The sequence below is a fragment of the Pseudomonas sp. PS01303 genome (genome assembly GCF_029959385.1).
GTDB lineage: Bacteria > Pseudomonadota > Gammaproteobacteria > Pseudomonadales > Pseudomonadaceae > Aquipseudomonas > Aquipseudomonas rustica.
Genome location: NZ_JASCPK010000012.1, coordinates 1 through 25,348, shown reverse-complemented (window position 1 = coordinate 25,348; position 25,348 = coordinate 1). Strand labels below are relative to the sequence as shown.

Genomic DNA, 25,348 nt, shown 5'->3' with positions numbered 1-25,348 from the left:
CGCGCAATTCTTGATCAAGGAGTGAACAAGTGACTGACCCACATGTGGATCGCGACGTACTCGATACCTTGCGTGACGTCATGGAGGAGAACTATCCGGATTTGCTGGATACCTTTCTGACGGATTCCGAAAGTCGCTTGCAGGAGCTGCAAGGGACCGCCGATGCCGAAAAGCTGTCGGAGGTCGCTCACAGCTTGAAGGGCAGCGCGAGCAACATGGGCGCTGTTCGCCTGGCCGAGTTGTGCCAGGCACTGGAGTCGGACGCCAGACACAAAAGTCCCGCTGAAATCGTCAAACTGGTCGCTGAAATCAGCCTCGAATTTGATGGCGTTCGCCCGGTTTACGAAAGCGAACGGCAGCACACGCATACTCATTGAACCGGCCGCCGGACGCTTTTATCAAGCGTTCGGCGAAACTGGCCCGGCACTTGCAATCAACTTTCTCAACTGTACTTACGAGCCCCGTGCAGCGGAGACCGTTTCATGCCTGCGACCCCCAATATCCTTCTTCAGAATGCCGCTCAGGCCAAGGCGCAAGCTGCCTCGGCTAAATCGTCGGCGATGGCCGCAGAGCCCGTAGATAAAGCCTCCAGCTTCGCCAAAGTGTTCGCCGATCAAGGTGCGAACAAGCCTGTTGTCAGCACCGATAACCCGGCGAAAACCGCGCGCGATAAAGCCGCCGACAGCGCTGGCAAGAAAGACCTCGCCAAGGATCAATCTGCCGCCCCGGCTCCGGCGGTTGCCGATAGCGGCAATGCCTTGCCTGCCGACAAATCTGCTGCGACCGATGACACCGCTGCCAGCGATGACACTACCGATCCTGCGCAAACGCCGGTCGCCGACGCCAGCGTGACTGATCCTGCGCTTGATCCGGCATTGGCCGTCGCCGTGCAACCGGTGGCTGCGCCTGTGGTGCCAGCCCCGGTTGCCGCTGCACCGGCGCAACCTGAAGCCGAAACACCAGCAGTCGCCATGTTGCCAGCAGTCAAAGACCCGGCGGCCTCGACCGATAGCGATTTCGACCCGGCAGCCGATCCGCTCGATTCGATGCCGGCGGTGCGTTTGGCGATGGAGCAGGGCGGGCATATTTCCGCTGCCAGCCAGGCGCAACCGAAAACCACCAGCGCACAGGCTCAGGCTGACGGCGAATTAACCTCGGCTCAAAACTTCGCCGCCGGCATGGCCAGCATGCTCGACGTGCAAGCCGACAAGGACAGCACCAGTCAGGGCGGCGACAAAGCGTTCAGCGGCCTGATCGATGACGGCCTCAAAGACCTCAAGACTGCGACCAGCGATACCCGCGTTGATGATTTCGCCAACCGTCTCGCTGCGTTGACGCAGGCTGCCACACCAAAAACCGCGAACGCCGTGCCGGTGAATCAACCGATCGCCATGCATCAGAGCGGCTGGACTGAAGAAGTGGTCAACCGCGTCATGTACCTGTCCAGCGCCAATCTGAAGGCGGCGGATATTCAGTTGCAACCGGCCGAGCTGGGGCGCCTGGATATCCGCGTGAATCTGGTGCCGGATCAGCAGACCCAGGTGACGTTCATGAGTGCGCATCCGAGCGTGCGAGAGGCGCTCGACAGCCAGATGCATCGCCTGCGCGAGATGTTCACGCAGCAGGGCATGGGCCAGGTTGACGTTAATGTGTCCGACCAGAGCCGTGGCTGGCAGGGCCAGCAAGGTCAGGAACAGGCGCAGCAGGGGCAGAGCGGGCGCACCAGCGCGGCGGGTGGTCGTCTGGATTCGGCGGATGAAGAAATTGCCCCGGTCAGCGCGGCCGAGGTTGCTGCCAACACCACCAGCGTCATCGGCAGCAGCGCCGTCGACTATTACGCCTGATTGATCGCTGAACCAATCAAAAGCCCCTCACCCTAGCCCTCTCCCGGAGGGAGAGGGGACTGATTGGGGGATGCTGGCGAAGTACGCCGACCTGATGCTTTTGCTGTGAATCTGTAATCGACTCGGTCTTTCAGGTCGATGTTTGATCACAAAGCCCCTCACCCTAGCCCTCTCCCGGAGGGAGAGGGGACTGATTGGGGGATGCTGGCGAAGTACGCCGACCTGATGCTTTGCTGTGAATCTGTAATCGACCCGGTCTTTCAGGTCGATGTTTGATCACAAAGCCCCTCACCCTAACCCTCTCCCGGAGGGAGAGGGGACTGATTGGGGGATGCTGGCGAAGTTCGCCGACCTGATGTTTTTTGCTGTGAATCTGTAATCGACCCGGTCTTTCAGGTCGATGTTTGATCACAAAGCCTCTCACCCTAGCCCTCTCCCGGAGGGAGAGGGGACTGAGTGGGGATGCTGGCGATGTACGCCGACCTGATGTTTTTGCTGTGAATCTGTAATCGACCCGGTCTTTCAGGTCGATGTTTGACGCCCGACACCTCGGTCGGCCCCCTCTCCCTCCGGGAGAGGGCTGGGGTGAGGGTGCTTTTGACTTTGTCGTTCTCTCCGCAACCACCGACACTTCTGGCATAACACTTGCTCTTGCCTTGCCGTGCGACTGTGAAAACCTGATTAGTGACGGATTATTGGCATGGCGAAGAGCGAAGCTGCAGCAGTAAAAGACCCCGCGACCAAAGGCAAACTCAAGCTGATCATCATGATCGTGCTCGCGTTGCTGTTGGCCATTGGTGCATCCGTGGGGGCGACCTGGTTCTTCATGCACAGTGCCCAGAGCAAACCAGAGGCTGCGGCTGAAACCGCCCCGACCGGCAAACAACCGGCGATTTTCGAACCGATGGCGCCGGCCTTCGTTGCCAACTACAACCAGAACGGCCGTCAGCGCTACATGCAGGTGAGCATCACCATGCTCGGGCGCAATCAGGCCGATCTGGAAGCGCTGAAAGTGCACATGCCGGTTATCCGCAACAACCTGGTGATGCTCTTCTCCGGTCAGGATTTCGCCACACTGGCGACGCCGGTCGGCCAAGAGATGTTGCGCCAGAAGGCCACCGCCAGCGTCCAGGAAGTGGCGCAGAAAGAACTCGGCAAAGTGGTCATCGAACAGTTGCTTTTCACTAATTTCGTACTGCAGTAGGAACACGACATGGCCGTGCAGGATCTGCTGTCCCAGGATGAAATCGACGCGCTGTTGCACGGCGTCGACGATGGTCTGGTACAGACCGATGACGCTGCCGTACCCGGCAGTGTCAAAAGCTACGACCTGACCAGCCAGGATCGCATCGTCCGTGGACGCATGCCGACTCTGGAAATGATCAACGAGCGTTTTGCCCGCTACACCCGCATCAGCATGTTCAACATGCTGCGCCGCTCGGCGGACGTTGCCGTCGGTGGCGTGCAGGTGATGAAGTTCGGCGAATACGTGCACTCGCTGTACGTACCGACCAGCCTCAACCTGGTCAAGATCAAACCGTTGCGCGGCACCGCGCTGTTCATCCTTGACGCCAAACTGGTGTTCAAACTGGTGGACAACTTCTTCGGCGGCGACGGCCGTCACGCCAAGATCGAAGGGCGTGAATTCACCCCGACCGAACTGCGCGTGGTGCGCATGGTGCTGGAGCAGGCCTTCGTCGATTTGAAGGAAGCCTGGCAGGCGATCATGGAAGTCAATTTCGAGTACATCAACTCGGAAGTGAACCCGGCCATGGCCAACATCGTCGGCCCGAGCGAAGCGATCGTGGTCTCCACGTTTCACATCGAACTGGACGGCGGCGGCGGCGATCTGCACGTGACCATGCCGTACTCGATGATCGAGCCGGTGCGCGAAATGCTCGACGCCGGTTTCCAGTCGGATCTCGACGATCAGGACGAGCGCTGGGTCAACGCCCTGCGTCAGGACGTGCTCGATGTCGACGTGCCGATCGGTGCCACCGTGGCTCGCCGTCAGTTGAAACTGCGCGACATCCTGCACATGCAGCCCGGCGATGTGATCCCGGTCGAGATGCCGGACGAAATGATCATGCGCGCCAATGGCGTGCCGGCCTTCAAGGTCAAGATGGGCTCGCACAAAGGCAACCTCGCGTTGCAAGTGATCGAGCCAATCGAGCGCCGTTGAAACGGCGCCACACCCCTTTTTTGCACTAACTGAATTGTTGCCCGCCGAGGACACATGATGAACGACGATATGAACGCCCAGGACGATCAGGCACTGGCTGATGAATGGGCCGCCGCCCTCGAAGAAACCGGTGATGCCGGCCAGGCTGACATCGACGCCCTGCTGGCCGCCGACGCTGGCGCCGCAAGCTCCAACCGTCTGCCGATGGAAGAGTTCGGCAGCGTGCCGAAAAACAACGATCCGGTGACGCTGGACGGTCCGAACCTGGACGTGATTCTCGACATCCCGGTGTCGATTTCCATGGAAGTCGGCAGCACCGACATCAACATCCGCAACCTGCTGCAACTCAACCAGGGTTCGGTGATCGAGCTCGATCGTCTGGCCGGTGAGCCACTCGACGTGCTGGTCAACGGCACGCTGATTGCGCACGGTGAAGTGGTGGTGGTCAACGAGAAGTTCGGCATCCGCCTGACCGACGTGATCAGCCCAAGCGAACGCATCAAGAAGCTGCGCTGAGTGAAAAGGGTTCTCTGGGCGCTGCTGGCGCTGCCAATCAGCGTAATGGCCGCCGAACCTGTGGCGACCACGGCCGCCGTCGCCGCGCCGGTGGTCAACAGCGGCATTGCCGGGCAATTGACGCAACTGGTATTCGGTTTGCTGCTGGTGCTGGGGATTATCTTTTTCCTCGCCTGGCTGCTGCGCCGGGTGCAGCAGGCTGGGCCAGCAGGCAAGGGCCAAGTGATCGAGTTGATCGGTTCGCGCGCCCTCGGCCCACGTGACCGTTTGATGCTGGTGCAGGTCGGCAACGAGCAGATTCTGCTCGGTTTGAGCCCCGGCACCATCACCGCGCTGCACGTGCTCAAAGAGCCGGTGCCGGTGCCGAGCACCAGTGAAAAAGCCACTCCGGATTTTGCCCAGCAGTTGCTGAAGATACTCGGCAAGGATCAGAAGGATACGAAGTAATGGGTGCGCTACGCATCGTCTTGACGCTGGCCCTGATGCTGGCGGCGCCGCTGGCGTTCGCCGCCGATCCGTTGTCGATCCCGGCGATCACGCTGGGCACCAACGCCGATGGCGCGCAGGAATATTCGGTCAGTCTGCAGATTCTGCTGATCATGACCGCGCTGAGCTTTATTCCGGCGGCGGTCATTCTGATGACCAGTTTCACCCGGATCATCATCGTCTTCTCGATCCTGCGTCAGGCCCTCGGCCTGCAACAGACGCCGTCGAACCAGATCCTCACCGGCATGGCGCTGTTCCTGACCATGTTCATCATGGCGCCGGTGTTCGATCGCGTGAACAAAGATGCCTTGCAGCCGTATCTGGCGGAGACACTCACCGCGCAGCAAGCGGTGGAAAAAGCTCAGGTGCCGATCAAGGACTTCATGCTCGCGCAAACCCGCAGCAGCGATCTTGAGCTGTTCATGCGCCTGTCCAAACGCACCGACATCCCGACGCCAGACGCAGCGCCGCTGACCATTCTGGTGCCGGCGTTCGTCACCTCCGAGCTGAAGACCGCGTTCCAGATCGGCTTCATGATCTTCATTCCGTTCCTGATCATCGACCTCGTCGTCGCCAGTGTGCTGATGGCGATGGGTATGATGATGCTGTCGCCGCTGATCATTTCCTTGCCGTTCAAGATCATGCTGTTTGTGCTGGTGGATGGCTGGGCGCTGATCATCGGCACCTTGGCCAGCAGTTTTGGAGGTGTCTCGCCATGACGCCGGAAGTCGCGGTCGATATCTTTCGTGAAGCGCTGTGGCTGACCACGCTGATGGTCGCGATTCTGGTGATCCCGAGCCTGTTGGTCGGTTTGCTGGTGGCGATGTTCCAGGCCGCGACGCAGATCAACGAACAGACCCTGAGCTTCCTGCCGCGTCTGCTGGTGATGCTGGTGACGTTGATCGTCGCCGGCCCATGGATCGTGCAAACGTTCATGGAATACATCATCCAGTTGTACAAAAACATCCCGATGGTCATCGGCTAAGCCATGCAGTCGCTGCTTCAGCTGACCGACACCCAGATCAGTTCCTGGGTGGCATCGTTCATGTTGCCGCTGTTTCGCGTCGCCTCGATGTTGATGGTCATGCCGGTGTTCGGCACCACGCTGATACCGCGCCGTGTGCGCCTGTATTTTGCCGTGGCGATCACCGTGGTGATCACGCCGGGGCTGCCGCCGATGCCGGCAGTGAGTCCGCTGGATCTGAGTGGGCTGATGCTGATCGCCGAGCAGATCCTGGTCGGCGCCGTGCTCGGGTTTTCCTTGCAGCTGTTCTTCCAGGCGTTTGCGGTGGCCGGGCAGATCGTCGCGATCCAGATGGGCATGGGCTTCGCCTCGATGATCGACCCGGCCAACGGCGTGTCGGTGGCGGTGATCGGGCAGTTCTTCACCATGCTCGTGACGCTGCTGTTCCTGTCGATGAACGGCCACTTGGTAGTGTTCGAAGTCCTGACTGAAAGCTTCACCACGCTGCCGGTCGGCAGTGGCTTGATGACCGCGCATTACTGGGAACTGGCCGGCAAACTCGGCTGGGTACTTGGCGCGGCGTTGCTGCTGGTGTTGCCGGCGGTGACCGCGTTGCTGGTGGTCAACATCGCGTTCGGCGTGATGACCCGCGCGGCGCCGCAACTGAACATTTTCTCCATCGGTTTCCCGCTGACCCTCGTACTCGGTCTGTTTATTGTCTGGGTCGGGTTGGCGGATATCCTCAATCAGTATCAGCCGCTGGCCACCGAGGCCTTGCAGTTGCTACGCGAACTGGCACGGGCGCGCTGAGTCATGGCTGAGAGCGAAAGCGGTCAGGACAAAACAGAAGACCCCACGGAGAAACGGAAAAAGGACTCCCGTGAGAAGGGTGAGATTGCCCGTTCCAAAGAGCTCAACACCCTTGCCGTGATGATGGCCGGCGCCGGCGCCCTGCTGATCTTCGGTGGCATGCTCGCCGAAGACCTGATGGAACTGATGCGCCTGAACTTCACGCTGACGCGCGAGGTGATCATGGATCAGGGCTCCATGGGCGCCTTTATGATGCAGTCGGGCAAAATGGCGCTGGTGGCGATTCAGCCGATCATGATCACCCTGTTGATTGCCGCGCTGGTCGGGCCGATCTCCCTTGGCGGCTGGCTGTTCGCGGCCAGTTCCATGGCGCCGAAGTTCAGCCGGATGAACCCGGCCGCCGGCCTCAAGCGCATGTTTTCCTTCAAGGCTGTGGTGGAGTTGCTCAAGGCGCTGGCCAAGTTTGTGATCACCTTGTTTGTGGCGCTGATGGTGTTGATGTCCGACGTCGACGATTTGCTGCGCATCGCCCACGAACCGCTTGAGTCGGCGATCATTCACAGCGTGACGCTGGTCGGCTGGAGCACCTTGTGGCTGGCCTGCGGCTTGATCATCATCGCCGCCGTCGACGTGCCGGTGCAGCTCTGGGAAGCGCACAAAAAACTGCTGATGACCAAGCAGGAAGTGCGCGACGAGCATAAAGATCAGGAAGGTCGGCCGGAGGTCAAACAGCGCATCCGCCAGACCCAGCGCGAAATGTCCCAGCGACGGATGATGGCGGCGATTCCCGACGCCGACGTGGTCATCACCAACCCGACGCACTACGCCGTCGCGCTCAAATACGACTCGGAAAAGGGTGGCGCGCCGTTGCTGCTGGCCAAGGGTAGCGATTTCCTGGCGTTGAAGATTCGTGAGATTGCCGTGGCAAATAACGTGATGTTGCTTGAGTCGCCGGGGTTGGCGCGGTCGATCTACTACTCGACTGAGCTCGACGAGGAAATCCCTGGCGGGTTGTATCTGGCGGTGGCGCAGGTGTTGGCGTACGTCTACCAGATCCGCCAATACCGCGCGGGCAAAGGCAAACGGCCGGATCCGCTTAAGGATGACCTGCCGATTCCGCCGGATCTGCGCCGCGATTCTTGACGTTACTGCGATGAAACTCTAGGCCTTACAGAGATCATTGTGGCGAGGGGATTTATCCCCGTTGGGCTGCGCAGCAGCCCCAAAACCTGTGACTTCAATCTTTCAGGAATACCGCGTGCTCAGGATTTACGACTGCTGCGCAGCCGAGCGGGGCGGTGCGACGTTTCGCTAAATCCCCTCGCCACAGGTTCTTGCCTGACTTCTTGATCATTCCCACGCTCCGCGTGGGAATGCATCCCGGGACGCTCCGCGTCCCTTCTAGAACCGAACGCGGAGCGTCCGTTGAGGCATTCCCACGCAGAGCGTGGGAACGATCACCGGGGTGCTGTTACTGCGGCAACTCCAGATTATCCAGCACCCGATTCACCGCCAGTTCGCCGAGCATGATCAGTTGCGCAATGCCCTGCAGCGTCCTCCGCTGCGAGGCGGGTATGAGGTTGGCGAAGTCATTGGCGATGGTTCTTGCCGAGGCGAGGGTTTCGCAGGCGTTGGCCAATAGCTCTTCGTTTTTGAAGTCGGCGGTGACGGCGTACATCGTGCGGTTTCGGCGTGGCGGTGGCGTGGCGCCCGGGAAGAGGTAGTGATCGAGGGCGCGGTCGGCGGCTTCGTGGAGCTTTGTTGAATCGAGGGATTCGTAGGGGGAGGTGGGATCGGTTTCGGGTGGGTTTGGTGTTGGTTTGATCATCGTGAAGCTCCTTGAGAAATGGAGCCGTCAACCGTCGCTGCTAAACGAAATGGGTGGCGGCTTGTACGCGGGTTAGCAGACCAGGCTCAAGAATCCCGGCGCACCGAAGTGCCCCACGCAAAGCCGCCATAACGTAATGGCGGGACTCGCGTGTCTTGAGATTTGCCGAGCTGCTAAACCCGATCACTGAACAATCAGCGACCGACCCACGATAGAACCCGTCCCCAAGGCGCACAAGCCGGCCGATTCTGGCTTAGCTGTAGGCAAAGGCGCAAGGATGTGTAGCCTTTGAGGCGTGTCTGGAGGTGTCTTTTAAACATAGCCGTTTAAAAACAGAAATCTGGCGCAGGCAATGACGGCCCCTTCGCGAGCAAGCTCTGCTCCTACGGTTTTGTGGTGATCACATATTTTGTGGCTTGCCCCAATTGATCGTTCCCACGCTCCGCGTGGCAATGCATCCCGGGACGCTCCGCGTCCCTTCCAGAACCGAACGCGGAGCGTCCGTTGAGGCATTCCCACGCAGAGCGTGGGAACGATCACCGGGGGGCTGCTACTGCGGCAACTCCAGATTATCCAGCGCCCGATTCACGGCAGTTCGCCGAGCATGATCAGTTGCGCAATGCCCTGCAGTGTTCTGCGTTGTGATGCGGGAATGAGGTTGGCGAAGTCATTGGCGATGGTTCTGGCGGAGGCGAGGGTTTCGCAGGCGTTGGCCAATAATTCTTCGTTTTTGAAGTCGGCGGTGACGGCGTACATCGTGCGGTTTCTGCAGGTAATGACGCCCCTTCGCGAGCAAGCTCTGCTCCTACGGTTTTGTGGTGATCACATATTTTGCGGCTTGCCCCAATTTGTAGGAGCAAAGCTTGCTCGCGAAGGCACCGGCATATTCAACGCTTTCGTCGGTTGACACACCGCTTTCGCGAGCAAGCTTTGCTCCTACAGAGGGTGGAGTGAACCTTCCGTCTGAAAACCTGTGATACCTGACATTTCTGACAGTAGACGGCTTTCCATTTCAGGCGCACTCATAGCGCCGGGAATGTTCCCGTTGGAGGTCTCGCCGTGGATGCGCTTGGGCAAGGGCCTGACAGCGTTCGAGATGCTCGGATCTGTTGAGGGAGAGTCATCATGGTAGAGCGCGTATACAAACATCTTCCGGGGATGAAGCTGGAGTACGTCTCCGCTCGGCTGGAGGAAAACGTCAGCGAAAGAGCGATTGGCTACTCGGCCAAATTCAAACTGAGTCTCGATTTTCTTAACTTCAAAGTTGCCGCGAATCAGCACATTCCCAACTTTCTGGATAACCCGCTCAATGCGATCCGGCCCGAGCTGGACGGCTTGGCCTATCACTACGCGTACAACTATTTATTGGGTGCGGCGGGCAAGATCTCCACGAATGAGGCGCTGTTCGAGGTTTTCACTCGCACGGAGTACTACATGTCGGAGTGGTCGGCCGGAGGCCTGGAGATTCGTTACGGCGTGCCGGTGTTCGAAGTGGTTGACGGGCAGTTGCACGTCACTGCACGGGTAGACTATCGATTGGACGGTGGTCGACAGATTCAGATCCGCGATCTGCCGGTCATCCCTTTTCAGTGGCAACTGAATTTGCTGTTAGGTGAGCCGATTTTGTCAGGGCTCAAGTCACCCGAGACCAAAGTCGTGCTGATGTATGGCAAGGAGCCGTTGGTGTCGGTGGAGGGGAAACCGATGTATACCGGCACGCAGTATGTGATTGGGCGCGAGTTAGCGTTTGGTGATATTGGCGCGGAGCTGATTCACGAGGCTGGTTGAATCCGGCATTTCCGTAAGCTGGCACCGTGACGAAATAAAAAACCGCCGCCCCCGATTGAACGGGGTGACGGTTTTTTTGTGCCTGAAATTGAATGCCTTCCTGTAGGAGCTGCCGAAGGCTGCGATCTTTTGACTTTCAAAAAGCCAGATCAAAAGATCGCAGCCTTCGGCAGCTCCTACAGGGAGCGCGTCGGACTGCGATCTTTTTTGTCTGCGCAAAAGTTGGAAGGCTTCTTGCAATAGCCGCCGTGCGCCTGCTCTGGGCGTCAAAAGTTTGCTTTAAAGGAACGGGGAAAACCGGTGGATCGCTCTCAGTTAATCAACAGTGCCCGCACAAACCTGAATGACCTCTCGCGAGGCAATCTGGGCGTGCCGTTGTTGCTGCTGGTCATGTTGGCAATGATGATGTTGCCGATCCCGCCGTTCCTGCTCGACGTGTTTTTCACGTTCAACATTGCGTTGTCGATTGTCGTGCTGCTGGTCTGCGTGTACGCGCTGCGGCCGCTGGATTTCGCGGTGTTCCCGACGATTCTGCTGGTCGCGACGTTGATGCGACTGGCGTTGAACGTCGCCTCGACACGGGTGGTGATGCTCCACGGTCAGGACGGCCACGCCGCGGCCGGTAAGGTGATTCAGGCCTTCGGTGAGGTGGTGATCGGCGGTAACTACGTGGTCGGTATCGTGGTGTTTGCGATCCTGATGATCATCAACTTCGTCGTGGTGACCAAGGGTGCCGGGCGGATCTCCGAGGTGAGCGCGCGCTTCACCCTCGACGCGATGCCCGGCAAACAAATGGCGATCGACGCCGACCTCAACGCCGGTCTGATCGACCAGAACCAGGCAAAGATGCGCCGCCAGGAAGTCGCCCAGGAGGCTGAGTTCTACGGTTCGATGGACGGTGCCAGCAAGTTCGTGCGCGGTGACGCCATCGCCGGCCTGTTGATTCTGTTCATCAACCTCATCGGCGGCATGGCCGTGGGTATCTTCCAGCACAACATGAGCTTCGGCGATGCCGGCCGGGTTTACGCCTTGCTGACCATCGGTGACGGTTTAGTGGCGCAATTGCCATCACTGTTGTTATCTACAGCTGCGGCGATCATGGTGACCCGTGCTTCCGGTTCGGAAGACATGGGCAAACAGATCAATCGCCAGATGTTCGCCTCGCCAAAAGCGCTGGCGGTGGCGGCCGGTTTGATGGCGGTGATGGGCCTGGTGCCGGGCATGCCGCACTTCTCGTTCCTCAGCATGGCGGCACTGGCTGCTGGCGGCGCGTACCTGTTCTGGAAGAAGCAGAACGTCGCCAAGGTTGAAGCGCTGCAAGAGGTCAAACGCCAGCAGGAGCTGCTGCCGTCGCCGGCCCGCGCCATGGAAACCAAAGAGCTGGGCTGGGATGACGTGACGCCGATCGACATGATTGGTCTGGAAGTCGGCTACCGCTTGATCCCGTTGGTGGATCGCAATCAGGGTGGGCAATTGCTGGCGCGGATCAAGGGCGTGCGCAAGAAGCTCTCGCAGGATCTGGGCTTCCTGATGCCGACCGTGCATATCCGCGACAACCTCGACCTGGCGCCAAGCGCCTACCGTTTGACCCTGATGGGCGTGATCCTCGCCGAAGCCGAGATCTACCCGGATCGCGAGCTGGCGATCAACCCGGGGCAGGTATACGGCACGCTTAACGGCATAAACGCCAAAGATCCGGCTTTCGGGCTGGAAGCGGTGTGGATCGAAATCAGCCAGCGTGCGCAGGCACAGTCCCTCGGATACACCGTGGTGGACGCCAGCACCGTGGTTGCGACGCACTTGAACCAGATTCTGTACAAACACTCCAGTGAGCTGATCGGCCACGAGGAAGTGCAGCAACTCATGCAATTGCTGGCCAAAAGCTCGCCGAAACTGGCTGAAGAGCTGGTGCCGGGCGTGGTCTCGTTGTCGCAACTGCTTAAAGTATTGCAGGCGCTGTTGGCCGAACACGTGCCTGTGCGTGACATCCGCAGTATTGCCGAAGCCATCGCCAACAACGCTGCCAAGAGTCAAGATACCGCCGCGCTGGTGGCTGCGGTGCGGGTTGGCGTATCGCGCGCCATCGTCCAAAGCATTGTAGGCACTGAGTCCGAGCTGCCTGTGATCACCCTGGAACCAAGGTTGGAACAGATATTGCTCAATAGTCTGCAGAAGGCAGGACAAGGCTCGGAAGAGGGCGTTCTGCTGGAGCCAAGCATGGCCGAGAAGCTGCAACGTTCGCTCATCGAAGCGGCGCAGCGTCAGGAGATGCAAGGTCAGCCGGTGATCCTGTTGGTAGCAGGCCCGGTGCGCGCGATGCTCTCGCGCTTTGGCCGCCTCGCAGTCCCTGGATTGCACGTGCTGGCCTACCAGGAAATACCGGACAACAAGCAAGTGACAATTGTTGCGACAGTAGGGCCCAACGGCTGAGGTAGTGGTTCATGCAAGTTAAGCGTTTTTTCGCCGCCGATATGCGTCAGGCCATGAAGCTGGTTCGTGATGAGCTGGGCGCTGATGCCGCCATCATTGGCAACCGCCGCATTGCCGGCGGTGTCGAGCTGACGGCTGCGCTCGATTACAAATTGTCGGCGCTGGCGCCACGGGTTCCGAACATGGAACTCGAAGACGAGCTGCGCAAGACCCAGTCGCGCATCGTCACCGCCCAGGCCGAACTGAGCCTGCGTGGCGAAGCCGATGGCAATAGCAATCGCCAGATCTTTGCCGGCCTGCCACTCACCGCTGGCCTGCCGTTGACCGCCGCTGAACCGCTGACCGAGCCGACTTACGCCGCGCCAGCGCGTCCAGCCCCGGCACCGGCGCAGTCCTCCGGCGGCGTCGATCCACGCGCACTGGATTCGATGCGTTTTGAATTGAACAGCCTGCGCGAGCTGATGGAAGTGCAGCTCGGCACGCTGGCCTGGAATCAACTGCAGGGCAGCCGTCCGGCGCAAGCCAATCTGTATCGCCGTCTGCAACGTATCGGTCTGTCTGGCCCGCTGTCGCGTGATCTGCTGTCGATGATCAGCGATATCGAAGAGCCGCGTCAGGCCTGGCGCATGCTGCTCGCGCATCTGGCGCGAATGATTGCCGTACCGGAAGTCGAGCCGCTGGAAGAGGGCGGTGTGATCGCCATGGTCGGCCCCGCCGGCATGGGCAAGACCACCACGCTGGCGAAACTGGCCGCACGTTATGTGCTGAAATACGGCGCGCAGAATGTCGCGCTGGTGAGCATGGACAGTTTCCGCATCGGCGCGCAGGAACAACTGAAGACCCTGGGCCGCATTCTCAATGTGCCGGTGACCCACGTTGATCCGGGCCAGTCGCTGGTGCAGGCGCTGGATCCATTGCTGCGCAAACGCGTGGTGCTGATCGATACCGCCGGCCTGCAAGCCAGCGATCCGGCCCTGCGCATGCAGCTCGAAAGCCTCGCCGGGCGTGGCATCCGTTCAAAAAATTATCTGGTCTTGGCAACCACCAGCCAGAAACAGGTTCTAACCGCCGCTTATCACAGTTACAAGCGTTGCGGGCTCGCCGGGTGCATCCTGACTAAACTGGATGAAACGGCCAGCCTTGGCGAAGTGTTAAGCCTGGCGATCAGTCATGAATTGCCGGTCGCGTACCTGACCGATGGCCCACGGATTCCGGATGATTTGCATCTGCCGCGCCGTCATCAACTGGTCAGCCGCGCCGTCAGCGTGCAAATGCAGGAAGAACCCAGCGAAGAAGCCATGGCTGACATGTTCGCTGATATCTACCACAGCCCCACCAAGCAGGTAGGCTGAGGTATTCATGAACAGTTTTTGTACCTACATCGATGGTCTGCCATGCATTGTTCCGTTTGTGAACGCGCAGCCAGTAATGTGGCCTCCGTCTATGCAAGACAAGGTAAAGAAATAACATGGGCAGCATGCATCCCGTACAGGTGATCGCGGTGACCGGCGGCAAAGGTGGCGTCGGCAAAACTAACGTGTCAGTGAACTTGTCTCTGGCGCTGGCAGAGCTTGGCCGTCGGGTCATGCTGCTGGACGCCGATCTGGGACTGGCGAACGTCGACGTTCTGCTGGGCCTGACACCCAAACGCACTCTGGCCGATGTCATCGAAGGCCGCTGTGAGCTGCGCGACGTACTGTTGCAGGGTCCCGGCGGGATCCGCATCGTACCGGCCGCGTCCGGCACGCAGAGCATGGTTCATCTGAGCCCGGCGCAACACGCCGGCCTGATTCAGGCCTTCAGTGACATCGGCGACAATCTCGACGTTCTGGTGATCGACACCGCTGCAGGTATTGGTGACTCGGTAGTCAGTTTCGTTCGCGCAGCGCAGGAAGTGTTGCTGGTGGTCTGCGATGAGCCGACTTCGATCACTGACGCTTACGCACTGATCAAACTGCTCAATCGCGATTACGGCATGAACCGCTTCCGCGTCCTCGCCAACATGGCGCAGAGCCCGCAAGAAGGTCGCAACCTGTTCGCCAAGTTGACCAAGGTCACGGATCGCTTCCTCGACGTCGCCTTACAATACGTCGGCGCCGTGCCTTACGACGAAAGCGTGCGCAAAGCGGTGCAGAAGCAGCGCGCTGTCTATGAAGCCTTCCCGCGTTCCAAGTGCGCGCTGGCGTTCAAGGCCATCGCGCAAAAGGTCGACACCTGGCCGCTGCCCGCCAACCCGCGCGGCCACCTTGAGTTTTTTGTCGAGCGCCTCGTGCAGCAAACGGCAGGGCCCGTGCTATGACCGCTAGCGGTATGAATTACTACAAGAAGTCGGCACGCGACGCTCAGTACGAGCTGATCGAGCGTTACGCGCCGCTGGTCAAACGCATTGCCTATCACTTGCTGGCGCGGTTGCCGGCAAGTGTGCAGGTTGAAGACCTGATCCAGGCCGGGATGATCGGCCTGCTTGAAGTCTCGACCAAATACGACGCCAGCAAAGGCGCCAGTTTCGAAACGTACGCGGGCATTCGAATCCGCGGCGCGATGCTCGACGAAGTGCGCAAAGGGGACTGGGCGCCACGCTCGGTTCACCGCAATACCCGGATGGTCAGCGACGCAATTCGCTCAATTGAAGCTAAAACCGGCCGTGATGCTAAAGATCACGAAGTTGCGGCCGAACTCCAATTGAGTCTCGACGATTACTACGGGATTTTGAATGACACCTTGGGCAGTCGCCTGTTCAGTTTCGACGATCTGTTGCAGGACGGCGAACACGAAGGGCTGCACGAGGATGGCGCGAGTGCTCATCTTGAGCCGTCACGCGATCTGGAAGATGAACGCTTCCAGGCGGCGCTGGCGGACGCGATTGCCAATTTGCCGGAGCGTGAGCGACTGGTGTTGGCGCTGTACTACGACGAAGAGCTGAACCTCAAGGAAATCGGTGAAGTCCTTGGCGTCAGTGAATCGCGGGTCAGCCAGTTACACAGCCAGTGCGCGGCCCGTTTGCGGGGGCGTTTGGGGGAGTGGCGAGCGCGCTGAAGGCAGTGTGGGGACACTGCGAACGAGGCTGGTGCGGTGATGAACGGCACCGGTCTTGCTCTGTTGTGCTCCAGACAGTCTTCGAGTGCTGCGCCGATTGATTGAAGTGGCGCGTCCAGGTGCTGGGCGCGTTTAAGACTGCTTGGAGGTCGAATTGAACAAAGACATGAAAATCCTCATCGTTGATGACTTCTCAACGATGCGGCGGATCATCAAGAACCTGCTGCGTGATCTTGGGTTCACCAACACCGTCGAGGCTGACGATGGCACCACTGCCATTCCAGTGCTCAACAGCGGAAGCATCGACTTTCTGGTAACGGACTGGAACATGCCGGGCATGACCGGTATCGACCTGCTGCGTCACGTGCGTGCCGACGAAAAACTCAAGCACCTGCCGGTATTGATGGTGACTGCTGAAGCCAAGCGCGAGCAGATCATCGAAGCCGCTCAGGCCGGTGTGAACGGCTACGTCGTCAAACCTTTCACGGCTCAGGCGCTGAAAGACAAAATCGAGAAGATTTTCGAACGCATCGGCTGATGAACGCGCGGGGGAGCTATGGAGCATAAAGAATTTTCACAGGGCGATTTCGAGTCGACCCTGAAAAAACACGCGGTCGAACTGGTCGAGAGCCTTGAAAAAGGCAAGTTCGGCGACGCTGTGCAACTGATCCATGAGCTCAATCAGACCCGTGACCGCGGCCTGTATCAGGAAGTGGGCAAGCTCACACGCGAACTGCACAGTGCGATCGTCAATTTCCAGATCGATCCGCACATGCCGCAGGCCGAGGAAGTGTCGCAAATCACCGACGCCACCGAACGTCTGGGCTATGTGGTCAAGCTGACGGAAGCTGCGGCCAACCGCACCATGGATCTGGTGGAAAGCGCCACGCCGGTGGTCAATGGTCTGGCTGAAGAAGCCCAGGCTCTGAGCACGGATTGGGGCCGTTTCATGCGCCGCGAAGTCGGGGCTGAAGAGTTCCGCGAACTGGCGCGCCGGGTCGACGGTTTTCTGTCGCGCAGCCACACGGGCAACCGTGCGGTGTCGAGCAATCTCAACGACATTCTGCTGGCCCAGGATTACCAGGACCTCACCGGTCAGGTGATCAAACGCGTGACCCAACTGGTCACCGAAGTCGAAAGCAATTTGCTCAAACTCGTACTCATGGCCAGTCAGGTGGACCGCTTTGCGGGCATCGAACATGACCGCGCCGCGATGCTTGCAGAAAAAGATCCACAAAAACATCTCTCGCAGGGTGAAGGTCCGCAGATTCATGCCGATAAACGAGAAGACGTTGTGTCCGGTCAGGACGATGTGGACGATTTGTTATCCAGCCTTGGATTTTGAGTTTAGGTTTTTAGACCTGTTAGGAGCACCCCATTAATGAGCTTCGGCGCCGATGAAGAGATCCTTCAGGATTTCCTGGTTGAGGCCGGCGAGATTCTTGAGCAACTGTCCGAGCAACTGGTCGAGCTGGAAAGCCGACCGGATGACGCGGATCTGCTCAATGCAATTTTTCGCGGTTTCCACACTGTAAAAGGGGGCGCCGGCTTCCTTCAGCTCAATGAGCTGGTGGAGTGCTGTCACATCGCCGAAAACGTGTTCGACATCCTGCGCAAGGGTGAGCGTCGCGTTGATGCAGAACTGATGGACGTGGTGCTGGAAGCACTGGACGCGGTGAACAGCATGTTCACCGAGGTGCGTGAACGCGCACCGATCACCGCTGCAACGCCTGAGCTGCTGGCAGCGCTGGCACGTCTGGCCGAGCCGCAATCGGCGGATGCCGTCGCGGTCGAAGAAGTCATTGAAGCGCCGGTCGCGGAAAGCGATTCGGGCGACATCACCGACAACGAATTTGAACAACTGCTGGACTCGCTGAATGCCGTCAAGGCACAAGCCGAAGCCCCGCCAGCGCCGGTGGCCGATAGCGCCGCCAGCGATGAAATCACCGACGCCGAATTCGAGTCGTTGCTGGATCAACTGCACGGCAAAGGCCAGTTCGCGCCGGACGCCGTAGCGGCGACGCCAGCGGCTCCGGTTGCTCCGGCAGCGGGCGACAGCTCGGACATCACCGACGACGAATTTGAAGCGTTGCTCGATCAGTTGCACGGCAAAGGCAACTTCGCCGTCGAAGCGCTGGAGTCGGCGATTGCCTCGGCACCTGCGCCTGCTGCTCCAGCGGCCGCGGCTGCCGGCAGCGATTTGATCAGCGATCATGAATTCGAATCGCTGCTCGACGAATTGCACGGCAAAGGCAAGTTCACCGACGTCGGCGCCGCCTCTGCGGGCAGCGCTTCGACGGTGGCCACGCCAGTCGCCAAGGCTCCAGCCGCAGCGGCGCCGAAACCTGTCGCCAAGCCTGAGCCAAAAGCCGAAGCACCCAAAGCTGCTGCACCGGCTCCGGCCCGTGCACCGGCAACACCGCCACCGGAAAAACCGGCGAGCGAAGCCGAGACCACCGTGCGCGTCGATACCGCACGTCTCGACGAAATCATGAACATGGTCGGCGAACTGGTACTGGTGCGTAACCGCTTGGTGCGCCTGGGCTTGAACAGCGGCGACGAAGCCATGCAAAAGGCTGTGTCGAACCTCGACGTGGTCACGGCTGACCTGCAAACCGCAGTGATGAAAACGCGGATGCAGCCGATCAAGAAAGTCTTCGGGCGCTTCCCGCGTCTGGTTCGTGACCTGGCCCGTCAGCTGAAAAAAGAGATCAACCTGGAGCTGGTCGGCGAAGAAACCGACCTCGACAAAAACCTCGTCGAGGCCCTGGCCGATCCGCTGGTCCACTTGGTGCGCAACGCGGTCGACCACGGCATCGAGTCGCCGGAAGAACGCGAAGCATCGGGTAAGGCCCGTGGCGGTCGTGTGGTGCTGGCCGCCGAGCAAGAAGGCGATCACATCCTGCTGTCGATTTCCGATGACGGCAAAGGTATGGACCCGAACGTGCTGCGCGCCATCGCGGTAAAACGCGGGGTGATGGACAAGGACGCGGCCGATCGCCTCAGCGATACCGAGTGCTACAACCTGATCTTCGCCCCGGGTTTCTCGACCAAGACCGAGATCTCCGACGTCTCCGGCCGCGGTGTCGGCATGGACGTGGTGAAGACCAAGATTTCCCAGCTCAACGGTTCGATCAACATCTACTCGACCAAGGGCCAGGGCTCGAAGATTGTCATCAAGGTGCCGCTGACGCTGGCGATCATGCCGACGTTGATGGTCATGCTCGGCAATCAGGCGTTCGCGTTCCCGCTGGTCAACGTCAACGAAATCTTCCACCTCGACCTGTCGACCACCAACGTCGTCGACGGTCAGGAAGTGGTGATCGTGCGGGACAAGGCGCTGCCATTGTTCTACCTCAAGCGCTGGCTGGTCAGCTCCGCCGCTCACGAAGAGCAGCGCGAAGGCCATGTGGTGATCCTTTCGGTGGGCACTCAGCGGATCGGCTTCGTCGTCGATCAACTGGTCGGCCAGGAAGAAGTGGTCATCAAGCCATTGGGCAAAATGCTGCAGGGCACTCCGGGCATGTCCGGCGCCACCATCACCGGTGACGGCCGCATCGCGCTGATTCTCGATGTTCCAAGCATGCTCAAGCGTTACGCCGCACGGCGTATTTGAATCCGGGGCGGCGGGGCGATCACGCTCCGCTGCACCTAATGGAGTGTTTATGGCAGTCAAAGTCCTGGTGGTGGACGATTCGGGTTTTTTCCGCCGCCGCGTCTCGGAAATTCTTTCAGCGGATCCGAGCATCCAGGTGGTCGGCACCGCCACCAACGGTAAAGAGGCCATCGATCAGGCACTGGCGCTCAAGCCGGACGTGATCACCATGGACTACGAGATGCCCATGATGGACGGCATCACGGCGGTGCGGCACATCATGCAGCGCTGCCCGACTCCGGTGTTGATGTTCTCCTCGCTGACCCACGAAGGCGCTCGGGTCACCCTCGATGCGCTGGACGCCGGCGCGGTGGATTTCCTGCCGAAGAATTTCGAAGACATCTCGCGCAATCCCGAGAAGGTCAAACAACTGCTGTGCGAAAAGGTGCACAGCATCTCGCGCAGCAATCGTCGTTTCAGTGCTTACAGTGCGCCGGCTCCAGTGGCTGCGCCTGCACCGACGCCTGCTCCGACTGCATCAAGTTTCAGTAGCCACAGCAGCAGCCACAGCACCAGCGCTGCGGTGCGTCCAGCGCCAGTGCATGCTCCGGTTGCAACCCGTGCACCGGCCGCCAGCGCTTCGTCGCCGGCACCGAAACGCAAGGCTTACAAACTGGTTGCCATCGGCACCTCGACGGGCGGTCCGGTTGCGCTGCAACGGGTGTTGACTCAGTTGCCAGCGAACTTCCCGGCACCGATCGTGTTGATCCAGCACATGCCGGCGGCGTTCACCAAAGCGTTTGCCGAGCGTCTCGACAAACTCTGCCGCATCACCGTCAAGGAAGCCGAGGATGGCGACATCCTGCGTCCGGGGCTGGCATTGCTGGCGCCGGGTGGCAAGCAAATGATGATCGACGGCCGTGGCGCGGTGAAGATTCTGCCGGGCGACGAGCGTCTGAATTACAAGCCGTGCGTGGACATCACCTTCGGCTCTGCGGCCAAGTCCTACGGTGACAAAGTTCTGGCGGTGGTGCTCACCGGCATGGGCGCTGACGGCCGTGAAGGCGCGCGTTTGCTCAAGCAGGGCGGCAGCTCGATCTGGGCGCAGGACGAAGCCAGTTGCGTGATCTACGGCATGCCGATGGCCATCGTCAAAGCTGACCTCGCCGACGCGGTGTACAGCCTGGACGAGATCGGCAAGCACATCGTCGAGGCGTGTATCTGATGGATGTTCTAAGCCTTATCGGGATCATCATGGCGTTCGTCGCCATCATCGGCGGCAACTACCTTGAAGGCGGCCACATCGGTGCGCTGGCCAACGGTCCTGCGGCGTTGATCGTGCTTGGTGGCACCATCGGCGCGGCGTTGCTGCAATCGCCGATGAGCGCGTTCAAACGCGCCATGCAGATTCTGGCGTGGATTCTGTTTCCGCCCCGGGTTGATCTGGCCGGCGGCATTGACCGTGTCGTCAACTGGAGCCTCACCGCGCGCAAGGAAGGCCTGTTGGGTCTGGAAGGCGTGGCCGATGCTGAACCGGATAATTACTCGCGCAAAGGCCTGCAACTGCTGGTCGATGGCGCCGAGCCGGAAGCGATTCGCAGCATCCTCGAAGTGGATTTCTACACCCAGGAAGCGCGCGATATCGAAGCCGCGAAAGTCTTCGAAAGCATGGGCGGTTACGCGCCCACCATCGGCATCATCGGTGCGGTGATGGGCCTGATCCACGTGATGGGCAATCTGGCCGATCCGACGCAACTGGGCAGCGGTATCGCCGTGGCATTCGTCGCCACCATTTACGGTGTCGCCAGTGCCAACCTGGTGTTGTTGCCGGTGGCGGCCAAGTTGAAGGCAATCGCGTTGCGGCAGTCGCGTTATCGCGAAATGTTGTTGGAAGGGATCCTGTCGATCGCCGAAGGTGAAAACCCTCGCTCCATTGAGTTGAAGCTGCAAGGCTTCATGGATTAAGGGAATAACCTCATGGCTCGTCGTCGCCACCAGGAAGAACACGTCAACCACGAGCGCTGGCTGGTGTCCTACGCGGATTTCATCACCTTACTGTTCGCGTTCTTCGTGGTGATGTACTCGATTTCGTCGATCAACGAAGGCAAGTACAAAGAAATTTCCGAGGCGCTGGTCGGTGTTTTCAAAGACTCCGACCGCGCGCTCAAACCGATTCCGATCGGTGATGAGCGACCGAAAACCACCACTCCGGCCAAGCCGCTGGTCAAGGATGCCGAGCAGATTGATGCCGGTATCGCCGGGGCCAGCGATCCGCTGAAAAGCATCTCCGATGACATCAGCGCCGCGTTCGGCGACTTGATCGCGTCCAACCAGATGACCGTGCGCGGCAACGAGTTGTGGGTCGAGATCGAACTCAATTCCAGCCTGTTGTTCGGCAGTGGCGACGCCATGCCGAGTGACATCGCGTTCAACATCATCGACAAGGTCGCGGCGATTCTTAAACCGTTCGATAACCCGATTCACGTCGAAGGCTTCACCGATGATCAGCCGATCCGCACCGCGCAGTACCCGACCAACTGGGAACTGTCCTCGGCGCGTTCGGCGAGCATCGTGCGCATGCTGGCGATGCAGGGTGTGAACCCTGGCCGGTTGGCGTCGGTGGGTTACGGCGAATTTCAACCGGTGGCGAACAACGCCACCGTTGAGGGCCGCGCGAAGAATCGTCGGGTGGTGTTGGTGGTGTCGCGCAATCTCGATGTCCGCCGCAGCCTGACGGGCACCGGGACGGCCAATGCGCAACCGGACGCCGCGTTGAAGCGCGCTGGCACACAAACTGCACCGACCCCGGTCAAGACGCCGGGACGCGAGAGTGCCGTCAATTCTCCGTCACCCGCATTAACACGCTGAGCTATGTCTCGGTCGAGCATATCGGCCGGGAGGAACGAACCGAATGAGAGTCTGGGCAGTCGCCAATCAAAAGGGTGGTGTCGGTAAAACCACATCTTCCATCGCTTTAGCCGGATTGCTGGCCGAGGCGGGCAAGCGCGTGGTTGTGGTCGATCTCGACCCGCACGGCTCGATGACCAGCTATTTCGGCTACGACCCCGACAGCCTGGAACACAGCAACTACGACCTGTTTCTGCACAAGGGCAGCGTGCCGCAAGGCCTGCCGGGGCAGTTGCTGTTGTCGACCAGTGACGAACGTATTTCACTGTTGCCGTCGAGCACCGCACTGGCGACCCTTGAGCGGCAGTCGCCGGGGCAGAGTGGCCTCGGTCTGGTGATCGCCAAGAGTCTGGCGCAACTGTGGCAGGACTTCGATTACGCGATCATCGACAGCCCGCCGTTGCTCGGTGTGCTGATGGTCAACGCGCTGGCCGCGAGCCAGCAACTGGTGATCCCGGTGCAGACCGAACACCTCGCCGTCAAAGGCCTGGAGCGCATGGTCAACACGCTGGCGATGATCAACCGTTCACGCAAGCAGGCGCTGCCGTTCAGCATTGTGCCGACGCTGTTTGATCGCCGTACGCAGGCGTCGCTGGGTACTTTGCGCGTGCTGCGCGACAAATTTCCGGAAGAGATCTGGCAAGGTTACATCCCGGTCGATACGCGTCTGCGTGACGCCAGCCGTGCCGGTGTCACGCCTTCGCAATTCGACGGCAAGAGCCGTGGCGTTCTCGCTTACCGCGCGCTGCTCAAGCATCTGCTGGCGCAGCAACTCGTCGCGCAGGTGGCCTGAATGACTTTGACTTGTGTAGGAGCTGGCGCAGGTTGCGATCTTTTGATCTCGCTGTGTGGCCTCCTTGAAAAGAGCAAAAGATCGCAGCCTGCGGCAGCTCCTACAGGGGGCTGCGCATGAATCGGCCGGTGAAGCTGACTTCGCGTCCGCAGTTGGCGTTGCAGTCTTATCTGGAGGATTTACTCAATGATCTTCCGGAAGAATTGCCGGCGGTAGTTGAAGCGCAGCCTGAGGCGCTGGATGAGTTTCAGGCAGCCGTGCTGGAAGAGCAGGCGCGTGATGCGCAAAAGGCTGCCGCACCGGTTGCCGCACCTGCCGCAGCGCCTGTCGCCAAGGCCCCTGTGGCGTTGATTGAAGAAACGCGTGCGCCGGTTTCAACATTGGCGCCGTTGCTGCGAACACAACTGCTGACAGTGCCGGAACCCCCGGCGCCTGAGCCTGAGCCTGAAATTGAAGCGCCGGCGCCACAGGCACTGATTCCGCCCGTGGTGGAAGTGCATCTGCCGCCAAGCAACACGCCGCCACCGGTGGAAACCGATGGCCGCCCGGCGTGGGCCGCTGATGCGTTCGAATGCCTGCTGTTCGACGTTGCCGGGCTGACCCTGGCGGTGCCGCTGGTGTGCCTCGGTTCGATCTATTCGCTGGCCGGGCAAGAGCTGACGCCGCTGTTCGGTCAGCCGGAGTGGTTCCTCGGCATTCTGCCGAGCCAGGCCGGCAATTTGAAAGTCCTGGACACCGCGCGCTGGGTCATGCCGGATCGCTATCGCGATGACTTCCGTCAGGGCTTGCAGTACGTGATTTCGGTACAAGGTTACGAGTGGGGGCTGGCGGTGCATCAGGTCAGCCGCTCGTTGCGTCTGGATCCGAATGAAATCAAATGGAGAAGTCACCGGGGTCAGCGGCCATGGCTCGCCGGCACCGTGATTGAACACATGTGCGCCTTGCTCGATGTCGCTGCACTGGCCGAGTTGATCGCCAGCGGCGGGGCGAAGCACATGTCCGGCAGTAAGCCGAACCACAAACCGACATAACAGACAGTACCGGCGTACAAATGCCGGCGACGAAACATAAACCGCCACACGCGGTACTTCGAGGGGCTAGGGTATGAACGACAAGGCGACGGCGGCAAAGGGTTCTGAAGATCCGATCCTGCAATGGGTAACCTTCAAGCTGGACAACGAAACCTACGGCATCAACGTGATGCGCGTTCAGGAAGTGCTGCGCTACACCGAGATCGCTCCGGTGCCGGGCGCGCCGAGCTACGTGCTGGGCATCATCAACCTGCGCGGTAATGTCGTCACCGTGATCGACACCCGCCAGCGCTTCGGCCTGATGAATGCCGAGATCAGCGACAACACCCGCATCGTCATCATCGAAGCCGACAAGCAAGTCGTCGGCATCATGGTCGACAGCGTGGCCGAAGTGGTTTACCTGCGTCAGTCGGAAATCGAGACGGCGCCGAACGTCGGCAACGAAGAGTCGGCCAAGTTTATCCAGGGCGTGTGCAACAAGAACGGCGAGCTGCTGATTCTGGTCGAACTGGACAAGATGATGAGCGAAGAAGAATGGTCGGATCTGGAGAACATCTGATTGATTCTTGAAGTCGCGGTCATTGTCCTGTTCCTCTTCTGGGCAGGCACGCTGGCAATGTTTCTGGCCTACATCAAGGCGCAGAAACTAATCGCTGCGCAACAGGCCCAGGGCGATGCGCTGCGTGATCAGCGCATCAAAGACCTGGCCAAACGCGTCGACGACTACCAGAACGGCAACGTGCGCATGGGCGAAGCCCTGCACGAGCTGCGCTCGGTCGTTGCGCCGTTGCCGGACAAGCTTGTTGCGCTGGAACAACGCGACCCCTCGAGCCTGTCATTCGCCCAAGCGGCGAAACTGGTGGGGATGGGCGCGAGCGTTGATGAACTGACTCAGTCGTGCGGGTTGACCCAGGCTGAGGCGGAGTTGATGCGCAAACTGCACAAGAACTGATTGTCGTACCGGGATCGTTCCCACGCTCTGCGTGGGAATGCATCTTGGGACGCTCTGCGTTCCGCCTGTGAAATGTGACGCAGAGCGTCACGGGCGGCGTTCCCACGCAGAGCGTGGGAACGATCAGTAATCATCCCCGCGCTCGGTGATGTCCTTCTCCACCATCGGCGCCTCCAGATCCTGTCC

The 25,348-nt window shown here is 59.9% G+C and carries 26 protein-coding genes and 1 pseudogene; 25 read left to right on the top strand and 2 right to left on the bottom strand.

The annotated features are described in order from the left end of the window. Nucleotides 1-29 precede the first annotated feature (29 nt). From QMX93_RS06610 to flhB, 10 genes are all read left to right on the top strand, one after another. Nucleotides 30-377: an Hpt domain-containing protein gene (locus tag QMX93_RS06610; protein WP_159812650.1), complete on the top strand. Its 348-nt coding sequence runs from the start codon at nt 30-32 to the stop codon at nt 375-377. A gap of 105 nt (nt 378-482) precedes the next feature. Continuing rightward, complete coding sequence (locus tag QMX93_RS06605) at nt 483-1,844, top strand: flagellar hook-length control protein FliK (RefSeq protein ID WP_282353847.1); 1,362 nt, start codon at nt 483-485, stop codon at nt 1,842-1,844. Nucleotides 1,845-2,544: 700 nt separating this feature from the next. Then, the gene (fliL, locus tag QMX93_RS06600) at nt 2,545-3,048 is read left to right on the top strand and encodes a flagellar basal body-associated protein FliL (protein ID WP_053118371.1); all 504 of its coding nucleotides are present in this window, start codon (nt 2,545-2,547) and stop codon (nt 3,046-3,048) included. A 9-nt stretch (nt 3,049-3,057) separates the two neighbouring features. Next, nucleotides 3,058-4,026, top strand: a complete 969-nt coding sequence (gene fliM, locus QMX93_RS06595) for a flagellar motor switch protein FliM (RefSeq protein ID WP_053118375.1) — start codon at nt 3,058-3,060, stop codon at nt 4,024-4,026. 54 nt (nt 4,027-4,080) lie between these two features. Beyond that, nucleotides 4,081-4,542: a flagellar motor switch protein FliN gene (fliN, locus tag QMX93_RS06590; protein ID WP_167394864.1), complete on the top strand. Its 462-nt coding sequence runs from the start codon at nt 4,081-4,083 to the stop codon at nt 4,540-4,542. Continuing rightward, nucleotides 4,543-4,989 carry a flagellar biosynthetic protein FliO gene (gene fliO / locus QMX93_RS06585; protein WP_212544232.1) on the top strand — a complete coding sequence of 149 codons (447 nt, stop codon included), beginning with the start codon at nt 4,543-4,545 and terminating at the stop codon, nt 4,987-4,989. Beyond that, nucleotides 4,989-5,747: a flagellar type III secretion system pore protein FliP gene (gene fliP / locus QMX93_RS06580; protein WP_053118381.1), complete on the top strand. Its 759-nt coding sequence runs from the start codon at nt 4,989-4,991 to the stop codon at nt 5,745-5,747. The genes fliO and fliP overlap by 1 nt, the downstream gene beginning before the upstream one ends. Further along, nucleotides 5,744-6,013 (top strand): flagellar biosynthesis protein FliQ, encoded by a 270-nt coding sequence (fliQ, locus tag QMX93_RS06575; RefSeq protein WP_053118383.1) that lies wholly within the window; start codon nt 5,744-5,746, stop codon nt 6,011-6,013. Before fliP ends, fliQ begins: the two co-directional genes overlap by 4 nt. 3 nt (nt 6,014-6,016) lie before the next feature. Beyond that, a complete protein-coding gene (gene fliR, locus QMX93_RS06570) occupies nt 6,017-6,802 on the top strand; it encodes a flagellar biosynthetic protein FliR (RefSeq protein WP_053118386.1) in 786 nt (261 codons plus the stop codon). A 3-nt stretch (nt 6,803-6,805) separates the two neighbouring features. Beyond that, complete coding sequence (gene flhB / locus QMX93_RS06565; protein ID WP_282353835.1) at nt 6,806-7,945, top strand: flagellar biosynthesis protein FlhB; 1,140 nt, start codon at nt 6,806-6,808, stop codon at nt 7,943-7,945. A gap of 328 nt (nt 7,946-8,273) precedes the next feature. Here the strand turns inward: flhB and QMX93_RS06560 are convergent, their stop codons facing one another. Together QMX93_RS06560 and QMX93_RS06555 are read right to left on the bottom strand one after the other, a co-directional pair. Next, entirely contained in the window at nt 8,274-8,630 is a 357-nt protein-coding gene (locus tag QMX93_RS06560; RefSeq protein ID WP_282353833.1) for a hypothetical protein, read from the bottom strand. 550 nt (nt 8,631-9,180) lie between these two features. Then, nucleotides 9,181-9,386, bottom strand: a pseudogene (locus QMX93_RS06555) (hypothetical protein); the annotation flags it as partial. A gap of 369 nt (nt 9,387-9,755) precedes the next feature. On the opposite strand from QMX93_RS06555, the gene QMX93_RS06550 reads away from it, so the two are divergent. The 15 genes from QMX93_RS06550 to QMX93_RS06480 all read left to right on the top strand — a co-directional run bounded on the left by QMX93_RS06550 (nt 9,756) and on the right by QMX93_RS06480 (nt 25,162). Next, a complete protein-coding gene (locus QMX93_RS06550) occupies nt 9,756-10,418 on the top strand; it encodes a hypothetical protein (protein ID WP_282353830.1) in 663 nt (220 codons plus the stop codon). Nucleotides 10,419-10,718: 300 nt separating this feature from the next. Beyond that, nucleotides 10,719-12,848: a flagellar biosynthesis protein FlhA gene (flhA, locus tag QMX93_RS06545; protein WP_282353828.1), complete on the top strand. Its 2,130-nt coding sequence runs from the start codon at nt 10,719-10,721 to the stop codon at nt 12,846-12,848. Nucleotides 12,849-12,859: 11 nt separating this feature from the next. Further along, nucleotides 12,860-14,200, top strand: a complete 1,341-nt coding sequence (gene flhF, locus QMX93_RS06540) for a flagellar biosynthesis protein FlhF (protein ID WP_053118396.1) — start codon at nt 12,860-12,862, stop codon at nt 14,198-14,200. Between the two features lie 116 nt (nt 14,201-14,316). After that, nucleotides 14,317-15,147 carry a flagellar synthesis regulator FleN gene (fleN, locus tag QMX93_RS06535; RefSeq protein ID WP_003222917.1) on the top strand — a complete coding sequence of 277 codons (831 nt, stop codon included), beginning with the start codon at nt 14,317-14,319 and terminating at the stop codon, nt 15,145-15,147. Next, nucleotides 15,144-15,884 carry an RNA polymerase sigma factor FliA gene (gene fliA, locus QMX93_RS06530; RefSeq protein ID WP_007920004.1) on the top strand — a complete coding sequence of 247 codons (741 nt, stop codon included), beginning with the start codon at nt 15,144-15,146 and terminating at the stop codon, nt 15,882-15,884. The genes fleN and fliA overlap by 4 nt, the downstream gene beginning before the upstream one ends. Before the next feature lie 166 nt (nt 15,885-16,050). Further along, nucleotides 16,051-16,422: a chemotaxis response regulator CheY gene (locus QMX93_RS06525; RefSeq protein WP_024012118.1), complete on the top strand. Its 372-nt coding sequence runs from the start codon at nt 16,051-16,053 to the stop codon at nt 16,420-16,422. 18 nt (nt 16,423-16,440) lie between these two features. After that, nucleotides 16,441-17,229, top strand: a complete 789-nt coding sequence (locus tag QMX93_RS06520) for a protein phosphatase CheZ (RefSeq protein ID WP_053118398.1) — start codon at nt 16,441-16,443, stop codon at nt 17,227-17,229. A gap of 36 nt (nt 17,230-17,265) precedes the next feature. After that, nucleotides 17,266-19,500, top strand: a complete 2,235-nt coding sequence (locus QMX93_RS06515) for a chemotaxis protein CheA (RefSeq protein ID WP_282353824.1) — start codon at nt 17,266-17,268, stop codon at nt 19,498-19,500. Between the two features lie 49 nt (nt 19,501-19,549). Next, complete coding sequence (locus QMX93_RS06510; RefSeq protein ID WP_282353822.1) at nt 19,550-20,704, top strand: chemotaxis response regulator protein-glutamate methylesterase; 1,155 nt, start codon at nt 19,550-19,552, stop codon at nt 20,702-20,704. Beyond that, nucleotides 20,704-21,444, top strand: a complete 741-nt coding sequence (locus tag QMX93_RS06505) for a flagellar motor protein (protein ID WP_053118405.1) — start codon at nt 20,704-20,706, stop codon at nt 21,442-21,444. The genes QMX93_RS06510 and QMX93_RS06505 overlap by 1 nt, the downstream gene beginning before the upstream one ends. Before the next feature lie 12 nt (nt 21,445-21,456). Next, nucleotides 21,457-22,347 (top strand): flagellar motor protein MotD, encoded by an 891-nt coding sequence (gene motD / locus QMX93_RS06500; RefSeq protein WP_053118407.1) that lies wholly within the window; start codon nt 21,457-21,459, stop codon nt 22,345-22,347. 43 nt (nt 22,348-22,390) lie between these two features. After that, nucleotides 22,391-23,179 carry a ParA family protein gene (locus QMX93_RS06495; RefSeq protein WP_053118409.1) on the top strand — a complete coding sequence of 263 codons (789 nt, stop codon included), beginning with the start codon at nt 22,391-22,393 and terminating at the stop codon, nt 23,177-23,179. 116 nt (nt 23,180-23,295) lie between these two features. Continuing rightward, the gene (locus tag QMX93_RS06490; RefSeq protein ID WP_282353811.1) at nt 23,296-24,210 is read left to right on the top strand and encodes a CheW domain-containing protein; all 915 of its coding nucleotides are present in this window, start codon (nt 23,296-23,298) and stop codon (nt 24,208-24,210) included. A 73-nt stretch (nt 24,211-24,283) separates the two neighbouring features. Further along, nucleotides 24,284-24,769 carry a chemotaxis protein CheW gene (locus QMX93_RS06485; protein ID WP_053118413.1) on the top strand — a complete coding sequence of 162 codons (486 nt, stop codon included), beginning with the start codon at nt 24,284-24,286 and terminating at the stop codon, nt 24,767-24,769. Beyond that, entirely contained in the window at nt 24,770-25,162 is a 393-nt protein-coding gene (locus QMX93_RS06480; RefSeq protein ID WP_159812664.1) for a DUF2802 domain-containing protein, read from the top strand. The last annotated feature ends 186 nt before the right edge of the window (nt 25,163-25,348 follow it).